Source organism: Segatella copri, assembly GCF_015074785.1.
Taxonomy (GTDB): domain Bacteria; phylum Bacteroidota; class Bacteroidia; order Bacteroidales; family Bacteroidaceae; genus Prevotella.
Window position 1 is genome coordinate 26,384 of the sequence record NZ_CP042464.1, and the last position, 19,458, is coordinate 45,841.

Below are 19,458 nucleotides of genomic sequence, written 5' to 3' on the forward strand. Positions count from 1 at the left end.
TAGTTTGATAATTTAGGTATAAAGCTTTGTTTAAGGCTGCTCCAAACCTTTTGGGGCAGCCTTTTTTTTGAGAGGTGCAAGGATGTAAGAACAATAAAAGTAAAAAAGAATATCAAAAAAATGCTATAAAATTTGGAAATATACTCAAAAAACTATACCTTTGTCTCTTGAATGTCCTATACAGCAGTAAGGGCTAGATCTAATGATACCTATATAACAAAATATTATCAACTAATGATGGAAAGATTATTATCTATATTGTATATCTGGTGTTTCGCTACACTTACATCATGCTTTGCTCAGAAGGAAAGCATCAGTGAACTGTATACCCAACTTGATCGGGCTATAGAGCAATCCCAGCACTATACCAAACTGAAAGAAAGTAGCATCGCTCAGTTGAAGGAATTGATTCATCAGGAGAACAATCCGAAGTTGCTCATCAATACTTATCGCAAGATCTATTCAGAATATAAGTCCTATCAGAGCGATTCAGCTGTGGCTTATATTCAGAAAGCCATTGTATTGGCTCAGAAGGAAGGACTGCCGGCTGAAGTTGCTGGGTTGAAAAGTCAGTTGGCTTTGCTGTATTCTACTGCAGGAGCTTTTGCTGAGGCTTTGGAGGTGCTCAATCATATAGATAAAAAGACATTGGATGAATCGAACCGGAAAGATTATTTCATCGCCTATTACCATGTCTATGGTGAGTTGGGCTTTTCTAATATTCATGTAGATACAGATTTAAGTCAGAATTTCTTTAGTCGTCAGAATGCATATCGGGATACTTTGTTTGCTATCCTTCCACATCATAGCGAAGATTATCTCATGCGTAAAGAGGTGATGCTTACCAGTCAGAATAAATGGGATGAAGCACTGAAGGTGAATGATGAACGGTTGAAAATGTGTAAGGAGGGGAGTCATGAATATGGCATCGTAGCCTACTATCGCTATCTGATTTACCGTTCTCTGAAAAACGAAGAAATGAAGAAATATTGGTTACTTAAATCTGCCATATGTGATGTGAAGTGTGCTATCAATGATCAGGCTTCGCTCTGGATGCTCGCCGATATTCTGAGTCAGGAGGGAGATGTTGAGCGTTCCTATAAATACATCAACTTCTCTTGGAATGCCAATAAGAGTTTTAGTACGCGTATTCGCAGTTGGCAGATTTCGCCTGTGCTTGGTACCATCGATCATAATTATCAGGCACAGCTCAAGAAGGCAAACCAGCGTCTTGTCTTTGCCATCATCTGTGTCAGTCTTCTGGTTCTTTCATTAGGTGTTTTGGCTTTCTATGTCAATAAGCAGAAGAAATATGTTACCATAGCGAGAAATGAACTGAAGAAAACGAATGAACAATTGGAGGAACTGAATAAGAAACTTTCTGCTACCAACGAAATGTTGAAGACTTCGAATGATAAACTGAATGAGTCAAATGGTGTGAAGGAAGAATATATAGGCCAGTTCCTGGGAGCATGTTCTCATTATATAGACAAACTGGATAAGTTGCGTCTCCATGTCAATAAGATGGTAAAGAACCGTGAATATCAGGAACTTTATTCAATGACCAGAAGCAGTGAACTGAAGGAACACGAGTTGGGAGAACTCTATACAAATTTCGATAAGGTCTTCCTGCATCTGTTCCCGAATTTCGTGGAAGACCTCAATAGTCTTCTGAAGCCAGAGGCACAAATTCATCTTACCGATGCAACAAAGTTACCGGCAATGGTGAGGGTATTCGCCTTGATAAGACTGGGTATTGATGACAGTACGAAGATAGCAGAATTCCTTCATTATGCAGTTAATACGATATATAATTATCGGGCAAAACTGCGTAATGGAGCTATTGGTGAAAGAAATGAATTTGAGAAGAATGTGAAAGAATTAGGAACGATAAAAGGAAAAGAATAATATATAAAATCAAAGAGGGTGTGTCATAAAAACAGACATACCCTCTTTGTTTTTTATTACAACTGATAGAACTTGGTGAAAGCCTTCACGCAATATTCGTGGTCGATAACGCTACCGGTTTCGCGGCAACTGTGCATAGCGAGGATGGCATTGCCCATATCCACACCCTTCAATGGGATGGAAGAGGCGAGGATATTGCCCAAGGTGCTGCCACCTGCTACATCGCTGTGGTTTACGAAACGCTGGCATGGTACACCGGCAGCATCGCAGATGTTGGCGAAGATGGCTGCTGATACAGCATCGCTCGCATACTTTTGGGCTGCATTGAACTTGATGACAGGACCACCGCCCAACTTAGGATGATTCGTAGGGTCGAATTTTTCGCTATAGTTAGGATGCCAGGCATGCGCATTATCGGCTGAAATCATGAAGGCACGCTCTACTGCCTGATAATAAGCCTCTTCTGTATGGCTCTGTGCCAGGGCGATGCGCTGGAGCATATATGAAAGGAATGGACTTCCGGCTCCCTGTTTGGTCTGAGACCCCGTCTCTTCATTATCGAAGATGGCGAGAACCTGGGTGGTATCATTGGCATCAGATGCAATCATCGCCTCTACACCAGCCCAGCACATAGACAGGTCGTCGAGTCTGCCTGAAGAGATAAACTCATCGTGTACACCGAAGGTGCAGGCTGGAGTGGCATCAGCCAGATAGAGATCGAAATCAAGAACATTCTCTTTCTGGATATTCAGTTCTCTGGTTATCACATTCATCAGGAGGTTACCCTTCTCCAGTTCATCATTGATGATGCCGAGGATAGGGAGCACATCCTTCTGCTTGCTCAACTTCACACCATCGTTTACCTGACGGTTGAAGTGGATAGCGAGATTGCTGATCTGCAGCAATGGGCGCTTCACATGAAGAAGGAGCGTCTGGGGATTCATCGCATTCTCGCCCTTCACGATAACTCTACCTGCCAGAGTGAGCGGACGGTCGAACCAGGTTGACATGATAGGACCACCATAAACTTCGGTATTCAGTTTCACGATGCCACCCTCGCAAAGCATCTCAGCATTTGGCTTGATGCGGAAGGTAGGCGAATCGCAGTGGGCGCAGATCATGTGGAAACCAGCATCTGCCAAAGGCTTCTTTCCGATTTGGAAGGCGTAGATGGAAGAGTCGTTCTTGGTAACGAAGAACTTTTCACCCGCTTCAATCTTGCCCAAAGGCTCCTGTGGGTTCATACGGCGGAACCCGTTCTTCTCCAATTCCTCGGAGATATTCTTTACTGCCAGGAAATTCACTGGCGATGCGTCTAGAAAGGATAATAATCTTTTGATCATAGTCTATATCTTTATATTAATATCTTGCAAAGATAATAGATTTTTTTCATTTTATCTCATTATTCTATTTGTTTTTCATTTTTTTGTATTATCTTTGTCTCCAAATAAGATCAATGAATGAATTATGAAACGATATAAATCCTGCACTCTGATTATATTGCTGCTGTTGGCATCGGCTCTTCAGGCATATGCGCATATTTCCAGAAATATGTTCATGCTTTCCAATCTCAATACTGACAATGGTCTTTCCTGCCCTCGAGTTTATTCTATTGTCGAGGCAGAGGATGGTGCCATGTGGATAAGTACTAAGCGTGGAGTTGACCGATATAATGGGCAACAGGTAACCAATTATACTTTATACACAGAGATGCCGTATAGTGATGCTAGTGGTAGAAGTATTAAACTGACTAAGGATGCGCAACATCTGATTTACGCCTACGACAACAAGGGAAAGGTGTATATATATGATAAGAGGAAAGATACATTTGTCTTGAAATGTAATCTTCAGCATATTTTAGGTGGAAGTATCGTGTTGAACGAACTGTTGGTAGACGGAAAGGGCAATTTCTGGTTAGCTATGGATAGAGGCATTTATTGCTTATCAGCAGCTACTGATGGAAAGGAGATAGTTCGGGAGACAGCTAAGGGTAGGTTTGTATTGAAAAATACCTATATTAATCATATCCAATTTATAGGTCAGAAACTCTTGATAGGAACATTTAAAGATGTTTATTGCTATTCGATGTCTGCCCGGAAGTTAGAAAAGAAGATTAGTGGCAGTTCTGTAGTATCTTCTTATCATGATATTGTGGGACATCGTATCTGGCTGGGTACTTTTCACGAAGGAGTTAAAGTAGTGGATGATCGTACTTGGAAGCTGATAAAATCTGCTGATTTCCAATCTTTGCAAAACATTCCTAAAATTCCAGTACGTTCAATCATTTTATATGATAAGCAGACTCTTCTGATGGCTGTAGATGGAGCTGGAATATATGCTTATGACAGTTCGAATAAACAAACCAAGCTCTTGCTTGATACAGATGGACGTTCGGGTAACGTGCTGAATGGTAATGGATTATATACCTTGTGCTGCGATCGTTTCGGCGATTTATGGACAGGCTCTTACTCGGGAGGAGTAGATTTGGCAATACCGATGAAACATACATTGGAATATATCACACATGAATATCTCAACAATCAATCACTGATAGATAATTGTGTGAACGATGTTTTCCAAAGCCGTGATGGGAAAATATGGTATGCCACAGATAAAGGAGTAAGTGTTTATGATGCGCAGACTCGTCTTTGGCATCATGGATTATATAATAAAGTGGCGCTTACGATTTGTCAGACTGTAGACGGCAGAATTCTGGTTGGTACCTATGGTAATGGCGTATATCAGGTTCATGCTGATGGCACTAGTATGCCTGCTTATTCTGTGGAAACAGGAATGTTGAAGAGTGATTACGTATTCAGTCTTTTTACTGATAGCGATGGTAATATTTGGGTGGGATGTTTGGATGGAGATATGGCTTGTTTCCCTTCAGATAAATATAATTTGAATGGAACGGGAAAGTCGGTATTCTATCTGCCTGTCAACGAAGTGCAATGCATCACGGAATCACTGGATAAGCGTTTTATTGCTGTAGGAACTTCGCATGGAGGCTATTTGATTGATAAGCGTGAACCTTTGCATCCTCGTCGTTTCTTTTATCCTGAACAGTATCCCGAAAAAGACATTAATTTGTTTGTCAACAGTATGGCTTTTCAGGATTCCCGTCATATCTGGATCGGAACGGATGGAGGAGGACTCTATGATTATGATTTCCTGACAAAGAAGTTTAAGCGTTATACTAATCAGGACGCTTTGCCTTCTAATACTGTTTATGGACTTATAAAAGGTATTAATGGCAATTTGTGGATCAGTACGGATAAAGGATTGGCGTTCATGAAACAGGGGAAGATAGTAAACCTCAATATCTTTAAGGGAATGGAACGTGAGTATAACCGGATGTCTGTTGCGTGTACTTCAGATGGCAGGGTGCTTTTTGGCAGCAACGATGGAGTTGTCGCTTTGACTCCTATGTTTGCCAAAGGTTTGAATTATGCCGCTCCACTTCGTATTCATAGTGTTGAGGTTGAAGGTGTCGAACGTTCCGATCACTGGGATGAATGTCTCTTTGAAATGTTGAAGGAAGGCAAATTGAAACTTAGCCATAATGAGAATACGCTGGTTGTTTCTTTCGAGAGTATTAATTATCAATACCAGTATGATATCCAATATCAATATTATTTGGAAGGATACGACCGTAATTGGAGTAAACCATCTTCTAATCAGTTGGCACGATTTGTAAATTTGCCTTCGGGCAGCTATGTGCTTCATGTAAAGGCTATTTGCAGAAGTAATGGTAGAGAATTGGGAGAAACAACTTTGGAAATTCATATAGCCCAACCTTGGTGGAATACCTGGTGGGCATGGATTATCTATCTCTGTATTTTTGCTGCCATCTTATATTTTGTCTGGCAGTATTACAAAGAGCGCTTACAGCGAAAGTATTATGATGAGAAAATCAATTTCTTCGTTAATACTGCCCATAACATACGTACTCCTTTGAGTCTCGTGTTGGCTCCTCTTGATAATCTGGCTAATGATTCCAACTTGAGTGAGAAAAGCCGTGGATTCTTGGATATGGCGCATCGCAACGGCAACAAACTGTTGAAGATGGTTACAGAATTGCTTGACTTCCAAAAGGTAGAGCAGTCTGCCGAACAGGTTCGCCTGCAAGATATAGAATTGCCGATGCTTTTACGTGTGCAGTTGGAAAAGTTTGTATTGGCAGCTCAGGAGAAGCATATTCAATTGTGTATTGAAACGTGTCCGCAGCAACAGATTCATTCTGATGTCAAAATGATGGATCTGATATTGGAAAATCTTCTCTCGAATGCTATCAAATATACACCTCAAGGTGGAAAGGTTACGTTGTCGGCTTCTGTTGAAGGTAAGATGGCTATGATTCATGTATGTGATACAGGTATAGGTATTCCAAAGGCCGAAATTAAGAGTATCTTCAAGACCTTCTTCAGGGCTTCTAATGCGATAAATTCTCAGGAAATGGGAAGTGGATTAGGACTGATGCTTACACGGAAGCTTGTAGAGAAATTAGGAGGAAAGCTTAGTTTCGTAAGTGAGGAAGGAAAGGGTACTACTTTCTGTGTGAAGGTGCCATTAGGTAATGTAACAGATTCTTCTGTTCGGCTTGTAGGAGAAAAGAAAAATGTTGCAACTGAATCTTCTTTAGCTGAAGATAAGCATGATGAAACTTGCCAGACTGTGTCTTCTGCGGTTCTGCAGGATGCTGATGTTTCAACAGATACACTTCTTTTTGTCGATGACAATGAAGATCTTCGCAAATATATCAGAATGACTTTTGGTGATTCTTATCAGGTAGTTGATGTGGAGAGTGCAGAGGCTGCCTTGAAATATTTGAAAGAGGGCGGGGTATGTGATATCGTTGTATCTGATGTCATGATGCCGGGAATGCACGGAGATGAGTTCTGTCGCAGCATCAAGGAAAATAAGGAAACATCATGGCTACCTGTTATCCTGCTGACTGCTAAGGCTGGTCGTGACTTTATGATAGAGGGACTCGGACTTGGTGCTGATGACTATATAGCCAAGCCATTCGATACTGCTATTCTTGCGAGTAAGGTTGCCAGTATTTTGAAGAATCGTCGCCGGTTGAGTCAGTATTATATGGACAGAAGCCTTGCTCTTGTTAGAGGAGAGGTTGCTTCTGAGTCTGCTTCTTCCGAGCAGATTGTGGGTTCTGCTTCTTCCAATGAACACTTGGAACCTACTGGAGTTTCTGAAGAGAAAAAGGATGATACTGTCTTGAATAAGCAAGGTCAGACATTCGAAAATGTGGCAGAAGCTGTTCTGGATCCACAAGACCAGGCTTTTGTAGATAAAGCTACCCGTTTGGTGTTGACTCATCTGAGCGACACAGACTTTAATATCGACCGACTCTGTAGAGAGATGGCGATGAGCAGAACGCTTTTCTATGGTAGACTGAAGACTCTTACGGGCCAAAGTCCGCAGGATTTTATGCGTTTGATACGTCTGGAGCAGGCTGCAATCTTCCTGAAACAGGGGGATAGTGTGCTGGATGTATCTGTGAAAGCCGGTTTTGTAAATGTGAAGTACTTTAGTACTGTATTTAAAAAGCACTTTGGAGTTTCTCCAAGTAAGTATCTGTAAATTAGAGTTTTAAATTCAAAGAAAAGGTTTCTGTTTAAACGATATGTCTGAATTGAAACCTTTTTTGTTTGTTATCTAACCCTCTGAAAGTTCCTTTTCTTTATCTTTGCAACCAGATTCTGTTAAGTAAGTCAAACAGTTATTTAAAAAACGAAACAATAACAATATAAACCTTAATTCCGCAACACTATAGTTTAATATTATTTATAAGTGCCTGAGCAACAAAAAAGTTACCCAGGATTTTGCCATGTCAGAATTTTCACTTACCTTAGTGTTGCGAAAAGAAGACAAGCAAAACTCTAATATGACATGGCAAAGATACAAATAAAATCTGAGAAACTCACTCCTTTTGGGGGAATTTTTTCGATTATGGAGCAATTTGATGCTCTTTTAGCTCAAACCATAGATTCCACCTTGGGATTGAGATGCACTATGTTTGGTTATCAATATAGCGAGATTCTACGCTCTCTGATGTGCGTATATCTTTGTGGTGGCTCATGCATTGAGGATGTTACAACTCACCTGATGAAACATTTGTCTCTTCATCCAACTCTTCGCACTTGCAGCGCAGACACCATATTACGTGCTATCGAAGAACTGACTTTTAAGAGCATCACCTATAAGTCTGCTTCTGGCAAATCCTATGATTTCAATACTGCAGACAAGATGAACTGCTTACTGGTCAATGCCCTGCTTGCTACTGGTCAATTGAAATCCGGTCAAGAGTATGATTTTGACTTTGACCATCAGTTCATTGAAACAGAGAAGTATGATGCAAAACCAACCTACAAGAAGTTCTTGGGCTATAGTCCAGGCGTAGCTGTCATTAACGACATGATTGTTGGTATTGAAAATAGAGACGGCAACACAAACGTACGCTTCAACCAAAAAGAAACTTTGGAAAGAATCTTCAAGCGATTGGAGGCTTCGGAAATATATATTTCTCGTGCCCGCATGGATTGCGGCTCATGTTCGGAGGAAATCGTAGATATGGTAGAGGCTCATTGCAGGCATTTTTATATTCGTGCCAACAGATGCTCTTCTTTCTACGATTCCATGTTTGCCTTAACTGGATGGAAAACTGTTGAAATCAACGGTATTGAGTTTGAGTTGAATTCTATCCTTGTTGAGAAATGGAAAGGAAAACCGTATCGTCTTGTCATACAGAGACAAAGGCGAATAGATGGAGACCTTGACATTTGGGAAGGCGAATATACCTACAGATGTATACTGACTAACGATTACAAGTCGAGTGCAAGAGACATCGTGGAATTCTACAATCTTCGTGGTGGCAAGGAACGCATCTTCGATGACATGAACAATGGCTTTGGCTGGAATCGATTGCCAAAATCGTTCATGGCACAGAATACTGTATTCCTGCTTATGACAGCTCTCATCAGAAACTTCTACAAAGCTATTATGCAGAGATTGAAAACCCATGAATTTGGATTGCGTGCCACCAGCAGAATCAAGACCTTTGTTTTCAAGTTCATCTCTGTTCCTGCGAAATGGATTAAGACATCACGTAGGCATGTATTGAACATTTACTCAGACAACAATGCTTATGCCAACCTGTTCAAGACAGACTTTGGTTAAAGACCATGCTTTTCTGGTTAAACCAGCGTATTACCTCAAGTCGCTTTATGGGGTAAGGGGATTTTGTGTCTGCGACATTTCTGTTGTGCAAGAAATATGTACAATAAAATGAATTTTGTCGCTTTGCAAGCAAAATCCCACTAAACCCTATAGGTTGCGGATTTGAGGATAAACCCTAAAATCCGCAACTATCATCCAATACACGATTAAGGGTAGATTTATGAGTCGTTAGTAGCAGCTTTCAGTAAAAAGCAACAGCACAACATCAATATGTAGCCACCATCCCCTTACCCCACGATGCGACTTGAGGTAATACGCAGATTCAAACCGGAAAGAAAGGATTCTTATCCGAATTCTGTTTTGAAGGGTTTTGCATAAGCTCGGTTCTCTGTGTAGATATTCAGCACGTATTGCCTTGCAGTCATGATCCACTTGGCAGGTACGGAGATGAATCTGAAGACAAAAGCCTTTATGCGACTCGTTTTCTTGAGCCCAAAAGCCTTGGTGTCAAGCCTGCTCATGATGGTCTTGTAGAAATTGTGTATCAATGCAGTAAGCAGAAGAAAGACAGTATTCTCCGCCATGAATGACTTGGGGAGCCTGCTCCAACCGAATCCGTTGTTCATGTCGTCAAAGATACGTTCCTTGCCGCCACGCAGATTGTAGAATTCAACAATGTCCCTTGTCGATGACTTGTAATCGTTGGTCAGAATACAACGGTAAGTGTATTCGCCTTCCCACAGGTCAAGGTCGCCACTGTTGCGTCTTTGTCTCTGGATGACAAGACGATAGCACTTGCCTTCCCATTTCTCAACGAGAATGGAATTGAGTTCGAACTGGATGCCGTTAATCTCCTCCGTCTTCCATCCTCTCAGAGCAAAGATGTCATTGTAGAGCGAACTGCATCGGTTGGCACGGATGTAGAAATGTTTGCAATGCTTCTCTATCTCACTGACGATTTCCTTCGAGCAGGAACCGCAGTCTGCCCTGAAGCGATTTACACGGATGTTCTGGGATTCCAGAAGAGCGAAGAATCTCTTATGGGTGTCTGCCTGATGAAAACGCACATTCGTGTTACCATCGCTGTTCTCGATATAGACTATCTTGTCACCGATAACATATACGCCAGGCCTGTAGCCGAGGAACTTTTTGTAGGTCGGTTTTGCATCATACTTCTCCGTTTCAAGGAACTGATGGTCAAAGTCAACATCGTATTCCTCAATTTCCTTCAACTCGCCTGTAGAAACCAAAGCGTTTATAAGCAATGTGTTGAGTTTGTCTGCAGTATTGAAATCATAGGTCTTGCCTTGGTCGGAAGTATAGGAGATGTTTTCCTGTGTCAGTTCCTTGATGGCTCTGAGGATGGTATCAGAGCTGCATGTACGAAGGGTAGGATGATACGAGAGATGGCGCATCAGTTGTGACGTTACATCTTCCACGCATGAGCCGCCACAGAAATAAACGCTCATCAGCGAACGGACTATCTCGCTGAACTGATATCCGAAGATACTGCTGCATCTCTGACCCAGTGTTGAGTCGATAACGGGTGAAAGCATGGAGTCAAATTTCTCCATGATTGAAAAAATTCCTCCAAAAGGTGTGAGTTTCTCAGATTTAATTTGTATTTTTGCCATGTCATATTAGAGTTTTGTTTGTTTTCTTTTTGCAACACTAAGATAAGTGAAAATTCTGACATGGCAAAATCCTGGGCAACTTTTTGTTGCTCAGGAACTTATAAATAAAGTTAAATTATAGTGTTGCGGAATTAAGGATACCTATACTCATGGCAGTTATTCAGATGTGACAGAGTATTACGATATAGCGTTGAATAAAAATGGTTATATCGTCAACATGAAAACCCGCAGTACAGATCAGTCTGATAATGAAGAAAATAAAGGCGAGGCGTGGTTCTCTTACGATTCCAAGGGACACCTGACTAAGATTGCCAGTTCTGGCACAGATGTATATTACGAGGATGGCGAGAAGGTAACAGAGAAGTATTCCTTGGAGTATAATTTGTCTTGGTCTAATGGTAAACTCACCCAAATCGTATGCAATGGAAGCGAAGATGGAGAGAAATTTACCGATACAGCTACATTTGAGTATGGTGACAACACCTATCCTAATATCACCAAGCAATGGACAGACAACTATATGGCAGATATGATAGAAGATATGGAGTTCTTGTTCTATGTTGGGTATTTTGGTGTAGCTGGCGATTATCATCCTGTGTCTGCTTCCCAGCATGATAGTGATGGCGAGACTTCTACTTTCAAGTATAGCTACGAATTTAATGACGATGGTTCCGTAAAGGCTTCCAAGTGTAAATACAATAACAGTAGATATTGGACAACGGATAATTATACTTATATGAGTAAATAAAAGAACGGGAGAGTGTGTTTCTATTGAAAAATGCACTCTCTTTGTGCTTTTCTGGAAGATTTTTTGGCAAAAAACTTGTGGATGTGTAGTAAAACCTCAAATCCGCAACCTATAGGGTTTAGTGGGATTTTGCTTGCAAAGCGACAAAATTCATTTTATTGTACATATTTCTTGCACAACAGAAATGTCGCAGACACAAAATCCCCTTACCCCATAAAGCGACTTGAGGTAATACGCTGGTTTAACCAGAAAAGCATGGTCTTTAACCAAAGTCTGTCTTGAACAGGTTGGCATAAGCATTGTTGTCTGAGTAAATGTTCAATACATGCCTACGTGATGTCTTAATCCATTTCGCAGGAACAGAGATGAACTTGAAAACAAAGGTCTTGATTCTGCTGGTGGCACGCAATCCAAATTCATGGGTTTTCAATCTCTGCATAATAGCTTTGTAGAAGTTTCTGATGAGAGCTGTCATAAGCAGGAATACAGTATTCTGTGCCATGAACGATTTTGGCAATCGATTCCAGCCAAAGCCATTGTTCATGTCATCGAAGATGCGTTCCTTGCCACCACGAAGATTGTAGAATTCCACGATGTCTCTTGCACTCGACTTGTAATCGTTAGTCAGTATACATCTGTAGGTATATTCGCCTTCCCAAATGTCAAGGTCTCCATCTATTCGCCTTTGTCTCTGTATGACAAGACGATACGGTTTTCCTTTCCATTTCTCAACAAGGATAGAATTCAACTCAAACTCAATACCGTTGATTTCAACAGTTTTCCATCCAGTTAAGGCAAACATGGAATCGTAGAAAGAAGAGCATCTGTTGGCACGAATATAAAAATGCCTGCAATGAGCCTCTACCATATCTACGATTTCCTCCGAACATGAGCCGCAATCCATGCGGGCACGAGAAATATATATTTCCGAAGCCTCCAATCGCTTGAAGATTCTTTCCAAAGTTTCTTTTTGGTTGAAGCGTACGTTTGTGTTGCCGTCTCTATTTTCAATACCAACAATCATGTCGTTAATGACAGCTACGCCTGGACTATAGCCCAAGAACTTCTTGTAGGTTGGTTTTGCATCATACTTCTCTGTTTCAATGAACTGATGGTCAAAGTCAAAATCATACTCTTGACCGGATTTCAATTGACCAGTAGCAAGCAGGGCATTGACCAGTAAGCAGTTCATCTTGTCTGCAGTATTGAAATCATAGGATTTGCCAGAAGCAGACTTATAGGTGATGCTCTTAAAAGTCAGTTCTTCGATAGCACGTAATATGGTGTCTGCGCTGCAAGTGCGAAGAGTTGGATGAAGAGACAAATGTTTCATCAGGTGAGTTGTAACATCCTCAATGCATGAGCCACCACAAAGATATACGCACATCAGAGAGCGTAGAATCTCGCTATATTGATAACCAAACATAGTGCATCTCAATCCCAAGGTGGAATCTATGGTTTGAGCTAAAAGAGCATCAAATTGCTCCATAATCGAAAAAATTCCCCCAAAAGGAGTGAGTTTCTCAGATTTTATTTGTATCTTTGCCATGTCATATTAGAGTTTTGCTTGTCTTCTTTTCGCAACACTAAGGTAAGTGAAAATTCTGACATGGCAAAATCCTGGGTAACTTTTTTGTTGCTCAGGCACTTATAAATAATATTAAACTATAGTGTTGCGGAATTAAGGTAAACATAAAAATGAAAAGGAACTTTTTGAAATTTAGCCTCTTTTTAATAGGCGTCTTCACATGTCTCTCATGCGAAGCAAGTACGTTGCACTCATCCAACGGTTCTGATGGCGTAGGCGAATCCATACCTACTGCCCAGCAATGGAATAAAGACGTTGTGGGGTGGAATCTTGGCAACGAATTCGAGTGTTCAGCTCCTGGACAGGATGGTGAGTCGATGCAGATTGGCAACCCTGATGGTTCTATCCATGCAGAGACAGCCTGGGGCAATCCCGTTGTTACCAAGAAGATGATACAAGCTGTGAAGAAGGCAGGTTTCAATGCCATCCGTATTCCAATCCGTTGGCAGTGCCACATTACCAACGCTCAGGCGATGAGCATCGACAAGGCTTGGATTGCCCGTATCAAGGAGGTGGTGGGCTGGTGCCTTGACAATGGTTTGAAGGTTATCATCAATGTGCATCATGAAAAATGGCTCGAAGGTCGTCCTACTTATCAATATAAGGAAGAAAACTGCCAGAAGCTTGCGCTCCTCTGGATGAATATCGCCTCTGAGTTTGCCAATTATGACAGTCGCTTGGCTTTCGCCGGTACCAATGAGGTTCACATCAGGGACAACTGGGGCAAGCCTAGTGCCGAGAACCTCGAAGTGCAGAATGCTTACAATCAGATATTCGTGGATATGGTTCGTGCCACAGGCGGCAACAATGCCAAGCGCCACCTCATCTTACAGACTTACGTTTGTAACCCATGGTTTGGCATAGAGAATGGAGATTTCATCATTCCGAAGGATGCCGAAGGCAATGGCAACAACTATATGAGTGTGGAATTTCACTACTATCAGCCATGGAGCTACGCCGGCGATTGCACCTACGATTACTGGGGTGATGCCTACAAGGATGCTGGCAAGATACCTGCAGAAAACGAGAAGACGATGACGGATTTCTTCGACAAGGCGGTGAATACCTGGAGCAACAAAGGACTGGGTATCGTAATAGGAGAGTGGGGAGTAACCGATCACTATAAGTCAAACTCAGAGAAAGTGCATGAAAACATGACCTACTACTGTAAGTTCTTGACTACGGAGGCTCGCAAACGAGGCTTCTCTACTTTCGTTTGGGACAACAACTACTTCGGCAACGGCTCTGAGAAGTATGGCATCTTCGACCGTTTCAAGAGTATGAAGGTGAATGCTCCTTGGATTCTCGAAGGAATCTTTGGGAAAGAATAATGTTAAACTAAAAACAAAAATATCAATTATGAGAAAGAAAACTATGTTTCTCGGCCTGCTCGGTGCAGGTTTGATGTGGATGCCTGCTTCTGCCATTCTCGCTGCCCAGATGAACAATGCTGCGATGAGCGTTCAGCAGAACCAAGGCATCAAGGGTACAGTGGTGGATGCCACTGGCGAAACCTTGATTGGCGCTAGCGTGAAGGTGGCTGGTACAACCAACGGTGCCGTTACCGATATTGATGGTAACTTTACGTTGAACTGCAAGCCTGGAGCAACGCTCGAAGTGAGCTATATCGGTTACAAGACGATGACCGTGAAAGCTGCTAATGGCATGAAAATCACGATGCAAGAGGATGGTAAGGCCTTGAATGAGGTCGTTGTTACCGCCCTTGGTATCAAGCGCGACCGCAAGGCTTTGGGCTATGGCTTGGAGGAGGTTAAAGGTGAGGAACTCACCAAGGCGAAGGAAACCAACGTCATCAACTCTCTTTCAGGTAAGGTGGCTGGTCTCGTTGTGCAGAACACCGCTGGCGGTGCTTCTGGTTCTACCCGCGTGCTTCTTCGTGGTAATACAGAAATGGCAGGCAATAACCAGCCTCTTTACGTGGTGGATGGTGTGCCTTTGGATAATACCAACTTTGGCAGTGCTGGTGAAGCTGGTGGTTATGACCTCGGTGATGGTATCTCTGCCATCAATCCTGATGACATTGAGACGATGACCGTATTGAAAGGTCCTGCTGCCTCTGCCCTCTATGGTAGCCGTGCTTCCCATGGTGTTATCTTGATTACGACCAAGAAGGCGGAGAAGGATAGAATTTCCGTGGAGTACAATGGTTCTTATACTATCGATACTCAGTTGGCTAAATGGGATGACATCCAGGAGATATATGGTGCTGGCTACAATGGTGAGCTTCCTAATTCGAGCACTTCTGGTACCAATGCCAGTTGGGGACCTAAGGCCGATGACTTCATGTTCAAGTATTTCGATGGCGAGGAACGTCCATTCATGATGCATCCTAACAATGCTTCTGGTTTCTTCCGTACAGGTTTCACCACCCAGAACTCTGCCATTCTCTCAGTTAATTCCGGTAAGACGGGTATGCGTTTCTCTGTTACCGATATGCGCAACAAGGATATCTTGCCAAATACCAATATGAGTCGTGACAACTTCAACCTCCGTGTGAATACCTCAGCAGGTCCTGTTGACTTCGACTTCACCGCCAACTATACTCGTGAGAAGGTAAAGAACCGTCCTGCCCTTGGTGACTCTCAGAGCAACGTGGGTAAGAACCTCATGACCCTGGCGGGTACCTACGACCAGGCTTGGCTGAAGCACTATGAGGATGCCGACGGCAACTACTCCAACTGGAATGGTAACGATCAGTATAACAAGAACCCATACTGGGATCTCTATAAGAACAGCAATACATCCGACAAGGACGTGTTCCGTTTTACGGGTAAGGCAATCTGGAACATCAACAAGCACTTCAAGTTGCAGGGTACCATCGGTACCGACATCAACAGCATGAACTTCGAGGACTTCATCGCCAAGACAACTCCAGGAACTCCTGCCGGAAAGCTTACCGACCAAATCTTCAACAACCGCACACTTAACGCCGAGATACTCGCCCTCTACAACAACTCATGGGGCGACTTCGATGTCAACGCTACCGCTGGTGGTAACATCTTCAAGGTGAACAACAAGACCACTACTAACATCGGTCTCAACCAGCAGATGAATGGCATCAAGAACATCATGAACTATCAGGAACAGAACACTCGTGAGAGCATGTACAAGAAACAGATCAGCTCTCTCTATGCCAGCGCAAGCCTTGGCTACAAGCATACTTACTATTTGGAGGGAACCCTCCGTGGCGATAAGTCGTCTACGCTCCCTACAAATAATAATACATACGTATATCCATCTGTATCGGGTAGTTTGGTTTTCTCTGAGTTTATCAAGAACAAGAAGTTCATCAATTATGGTAAGATTCGCGCATCTTGGGCAAAGGTAGGTAGCGATACCGATCCATACCTGTTGGCACTCAACTATACCACGGGCAAGTACAGCTACTCGGGTTATACCATCGGTATGATAGCCAACTCAACACAGCCGAACAAGGATTTGAAGCCTACAATGACAGGTTCTTACGAGGTAGGTTTGGAGATGAAGTTCCTTAACGGACGTTTGGGCTTGGATGCCACCTATTACAACCAGAACTCCAAGAACCAGATTTTGAGTTTGGCTTCAACCATCACCTCTGGCTATGCTTACCGCCTCATCAATGCCGGTGAGATTCAGAACCAGGGTGTCGAGATTGCCCTCAATGCCCGTGCCTTGCAGATCAAGGACTTCGCTTGGGACCTGGGTGTCAACTTCTCGAAGAATACCAACAAGGTGAAGTCGCTCGTAGATGGCATGGACTATTTTGAACTTGCCAAGGCCACATGGTGTGGTGTATCAGTAGGTGCTCAGGTTGGCGAGAACTATGGAGCTATCCGTGGACACGACTTCCTCTACAACGACAAGGGACAGGTGGTTGTCGATGCAGCTACTGGTCTTCCAAAGATTGACCAGAAGGTCAAGACCATCGGCAATTCTACTTGGGACTGGACAGGTGGTTTCTACTCAACCTTCAGCTACAAGAACTTCCGCCTCTCTGCATCCTTCGATGTGAAGGTAGGTGCCGACATCTACTCTATGTCCATGCGTTCTGCATACCAGACAGGTAAGGCAAAGGGAACATTGGCAGGCCGTGAGGAGTGGTACACTTCCGAGGAGGCTCGCAAGGCTTCGGGGATGGATCTTGCCGCATGGCGTGAGACTGGTAACTGCAAAGGACTTGTCGTAGAGGGTGTTATCGACAATGGCGACGGTACTTATCGCAAGAACGACATCGCCGTGAACCCTGAAGATTACTGGAAGCATGTGGCAAATGGCGTGCAGAGTGCCTTCGTTTACGACAACTCTTACGTGAAGTGTCGTGAGATTACTTTCGGCTATACCTTCCCAGAGAGCATCCTGGGCAAGTATGTCAAGGGCTTGACCGTATCCTTCGTGGCTCGTAACCCATTCATTGTTTGGAAGAACATTCCTAACATCGACCCAGACTCCAGCTACAACACCTCAGGTCTAGGTCTGGAATATGGTTCCCTGCCATCTCGCAAGAGTTATGGTTTGAACGTGAACGTGAAGTTCTAGTCTCGAAAAAATGAATCAATTTCTTTAGAAGAGTTCTAATATATAATAAGGTAAGAAAATGAACAATATAATCAAGAAATATATAGGTAAGAGCAGCCTGATGATGGCTTTCGCCCTGATGGCAACCGGCACTGCGATGACTTCTTGCTCTGATGATACCTTGAGCAACATCAATACCGACAAGACCAAGGTGAACGAGCTCGACCCTAACGCACAGTTGACAACAGCTTTGTTGCAGACTTACGGTGACTTCAGTCTGATGGATACCTACCGTAACTATATATCTGGTTTTCCACAGTATTTCGCTGGTGGTTGGAATGTAACCAATTACGCTGGTTCTAATTTCAGAGAAGATGATATGTCCCGTCGAGTTTGGGACCGCTATTATGAAATCAGTATCAAGAACCTTGTGGATGCCATCCACAATTCTGCTGACAAGGCAAACTTGAATGCGGCACTTCGTATCCACCGTGTCTATCTCACGGCAGTTTTGGCAGATACCTACGGTGACGTGCCTTGTTCGGAGGCAGGTCTGGGTTATATCTCAGGTATCTCCACCCCTAAGTATGATACCGTAGAGGAACTCTACAGCTGGTTCTTCGATGAACTTGACGCTTGCGAGAAGCAGCTTGGCACAGGTACCGACCACATTTCTGGTGATGTCACCAGCATGGGAGGTGATGTAGCTCAGTGGAAGAAGTATGCCAATGCACTCCGTATGCGCTATGCCATGCGCATTTCCGATGTTAATCCACAGAAGGCAAAGGAGGAGTTTGAGAAGGCTGTGGCTGCCGGTGCTATCGCCAGTGCAGCAGATGATGCTTATATCAAGTATGCTGATGCTCCATTTACCTATTATGATGGAGCCAACGATTACGATTTCCGTGCCAATGCCTTGGGAGAGATACTCTATGGTCAGGATGCCACATCGCCTACCATGGTATGCTCTACCTTGTTCTATCAGTTGCAGAATACCAACGACCCTCGTCTCTATCGCATCTGTCGCCACTATTACAACATCAAGCGTAGTCAGGTGAAGCCAGACAAGGAGCAGAACATCGACTTGACCGATGATTTCCTGGCTTACTTCCAGAGCAAGAACCTCGGTGAGGAGCCTTGCAACCCTGGTGCAGCCTGGTACACAGACTGGATGAATCCACCTACGTTGGATGACCTTCCTACTTTGAAGAAGTATGCAGAGATAGACGAGAACACTTATGCCAACTCTGATTATATAGCCCGAGCTAGTCGTCCTTGCCTGAACATCGACTTCGAGATGCCTTCTTGTCCTGGCGACTTGATGAGCTATGCTGAGGTAGAGTTCCTCAAGGCTGAGGCTGCCACCAAGGGTTGGAATGTAGGTGGTGGTGATGCTGAGAGTCACTACGAGGCTGGTGTTCGTGCCAGCATGGAGTTGCTCAACAACTACTATCTCACGTCCAACAAGATTTCTGAGGATGAGATCAATGAGTTCATTGCCAACAACAAGTTGGGTGACAATCCTAAGGAGACCATCAACACCCAGGCTTGGATTCTCCACATGATGAACCCTTCTGAGGGTTGGGCTAACATGCGCCGCTCTGACTATCCTGCCATCTTGAATCGTGACCGCTTGACCAAGAATGGTTTCACTTATACGGATTCCGATTGGTCAATGCCTGTCCGCTTGCAGTATCCTGAGTTGGAAGCTCAGTACAACAATGCCAACTACAAGGCTGCCATCGACCGCATGGGGGGTACCGACAACTGGCACAAGCGCCTCTGGTGGGACAAGGCTGATGTAAACCTTCAGCCAGACTTCAATCCTCCATTCGGAAAGGGATACAGTGAGTAGTGTTTAATGCTTA

10 protein-coding genes are annotated in these 19,458 nt (G+C 43.4%); 7 read left to right on the top strand and 3 right to left on the bottom strand.

The features are described 5' to 3' along the window. Positions 1 to 234 precede the first annotated feature (234 nt). A complete protein-coding gene (locus FO447_RS00125; protein WP_200757148.1) occupies positions 235 to 1,908 on the top strand; it encodes a DUF6377 domain-containing protein in 1,674 nt (557 codons plus the stop codon). A 56-nt stretch (positions 1,909 to 1,964) separates the two neighbouring features. On the opposite strand, the gene FO447_RS00130 is transcribed toward FO447_RS00125, so the two are convergent. Continuing rightward, positions 1,965 to 3,251, bottom strand: a complete 1,287-nt coding sequence (locus FO447_RS00130; RefSeq protein WP_200757150.1) for a M18 family aminopeptidase — start codon at positions 3,249 to 3,251, stop codon at positions 1,965 to 1,967. Between the two features lie 124 nt (positions 3,252 to 3,375). Between FO447_RS00130 and FO447_RS00135 the strand changes: the two genes are divergently transcribed. After that, positions 3,376 to 7,509, top strand: coding sequence for an ATP-binding protein (locus FO447_RS00135; RefSeq protein ID WP_200757151.1), 4,134 nt, complete (start codon positions 3,376 to 3,378; stop codon positions 7,507 to 7,509). 309 nt (positions 7,510 to 7,818) lie between these two features. Continuing rightward, a complete protein-coding gene (locus FO447_RS00140; RefSeq protein ID WP_200756500.1) occupies positions 7,819 to 9,105 on the top strand; it encodes an IS1380 family transposase in 1,287 nt (428 codons plus the stop codon). Between the two features lie 344 nt (positions 9,106 to 9,449). Here the strand turns inward: FO447_RS00140 and FO447_RS00145 are convergent, their stop codons facing one another. Next, entirely contained in the window at positions 9,450 to 10,739 is a 1,290-nt protein-coding gene (locus FO447_RS00145) for an IS1380-like element IS612 family transposase (RefSeq protein WP_005814044.1), read from the bottom strand. Between the two features lie 166 nt (positions 10,740 to 10,905). Here FO447_RS00145 and FO447_RS00150 point away from each other — a divergent pair, with 166 nt between their 5' ends. After that, entirely contained in the window at positions 10,906 to 11,487 is a 582-nt protein-coding gene (locus tag FO447_RS00150) for a DUF4595 domain-containing protein (protein WP_200757152.1), read from the top strand. Between the two features lie 262 nt (positions 11,488 to 11,749). Here the strand turns inward: FO447_RS00150 and FO447_RS00155 are convergent, their stop codons facing one another. Continuing rightward, the gene (locus tag FO447_RS00155) at positions 11,750 to 13,036 is read right to left on the bottom strand and encodes an IS1380 family transposase (RefSeq protein WP_200756500.1); all 1,287 of its coding nucleotides are present in this window, start codon (positions 13,034 to 13,036) and stop codon (positions 11,750 to 11,752) included. 149 nt (positions 13,037 to 13,185) lie between these two features. Here FO447_RS00155 and FO447_RS00160 point away from each other — a divergent pair, with 149 nt between their 5' ends. The 3 genes from FO447_RS00160 to FO447_RS00170 are packed head-to-tail and all read left to right on the top strand — an operon-like array spanning position 13,186 to position 19,445. Then, entirely contained in the window at positions 13,186 to 14,406 is a 1,221-nt protein-coding gene (locus FO447_RS00160; RefSeq protein ID WP_118139454.1) for a glycoside hydrolase family 5 protein, read from the top strand. Positions 14,407 to 14,434: 28 nt separating this feature from the next. After that, a complete protein-coding gene (locus FO447_RS00165; protein WP_200757154.1) occupies positions 14,435 to 17,611 on the top strand; it encodes a SusC/RagA family TonB-linked outer membrane protein in 3,177 nt (1,058 codons plus the stop codon). A 58-nt stretch (positions 17,612 to 17,669) separates the two neighbouring features. Next, complete coding sequence (locus FO447_RS00170; protein WP_117694317.1) at positions 17,670 to 19,445, top strand: SusD/RagB family nutrient-binding outer membrane lipoprotein; 1,776 nt, start codon at positions 17,670 to 17,672, stop codon at positions 19,443 to 19,445. Positions 19,446 to 19,458: the final 13 nt, after the last annotated feature.

Coding starts and splice junctions, on each gene's coding strand:
- FO447_RS00140 (WP_200756500.1), top strand. CDS start 7,819: ATGGCAAAGATACAAATAAAATCTGAGAAACTCACTCCTTTTGGGGGA.
- FO447_RS00155 (WP_200756500.1), bottom strand. CDS start 13,036: ATGGCAAAGATACAAATAAAATCTGAGAAACTCACTCCTTTTGGGGGA.
- FO447_RS00135 (WP_200757151.1), top strand. CDS start 3,376: ATGAAACGATATAAATCCTGCACTCTGATTATATTGCTGCTGTTGGCA.
- FO447_RS00130 (WP_200757150.1), bottom strand. CDS start 3,251: ATGATCAAAAGATTATTATCCTTTCTAGACGCATCGCCAGTGAATTTC.
- FO447_RS00165 (WP_200757154.1), top strand. CDS start 14,435: ATGAGAAAGAAAACTATGTTTCTCGGCCTGCTCGGTGCAGGTTTGATG.
- FO447_RS00170 (WP_117694317.1), top strand. CDS start 17,670: ATGAACAATATAATCAAGAAATATATAGGTAAGAGCAGCCTGATGATG.
- FO447_RS00160 (WP_118139454.1), top strand. CDS start 13,186: ATGAAAAGGAACTTTTTGAAATTTAGCCTCTTTTTAATAGGCGTCTTC.
- FO447_RS00125 (WP_200757148.1), top strand. CDS start 235: ATGATGGAAAGATTATTATCTATATTGTATATCTGGTGTTTCGCTACA.
- FO447_RS00145 (WP_005814044.1), bottom strand. CDS start 10,739: ATGGCAAAAATACAAATTAAATCTGAGAAACTCACACCTTTTGGAGGA.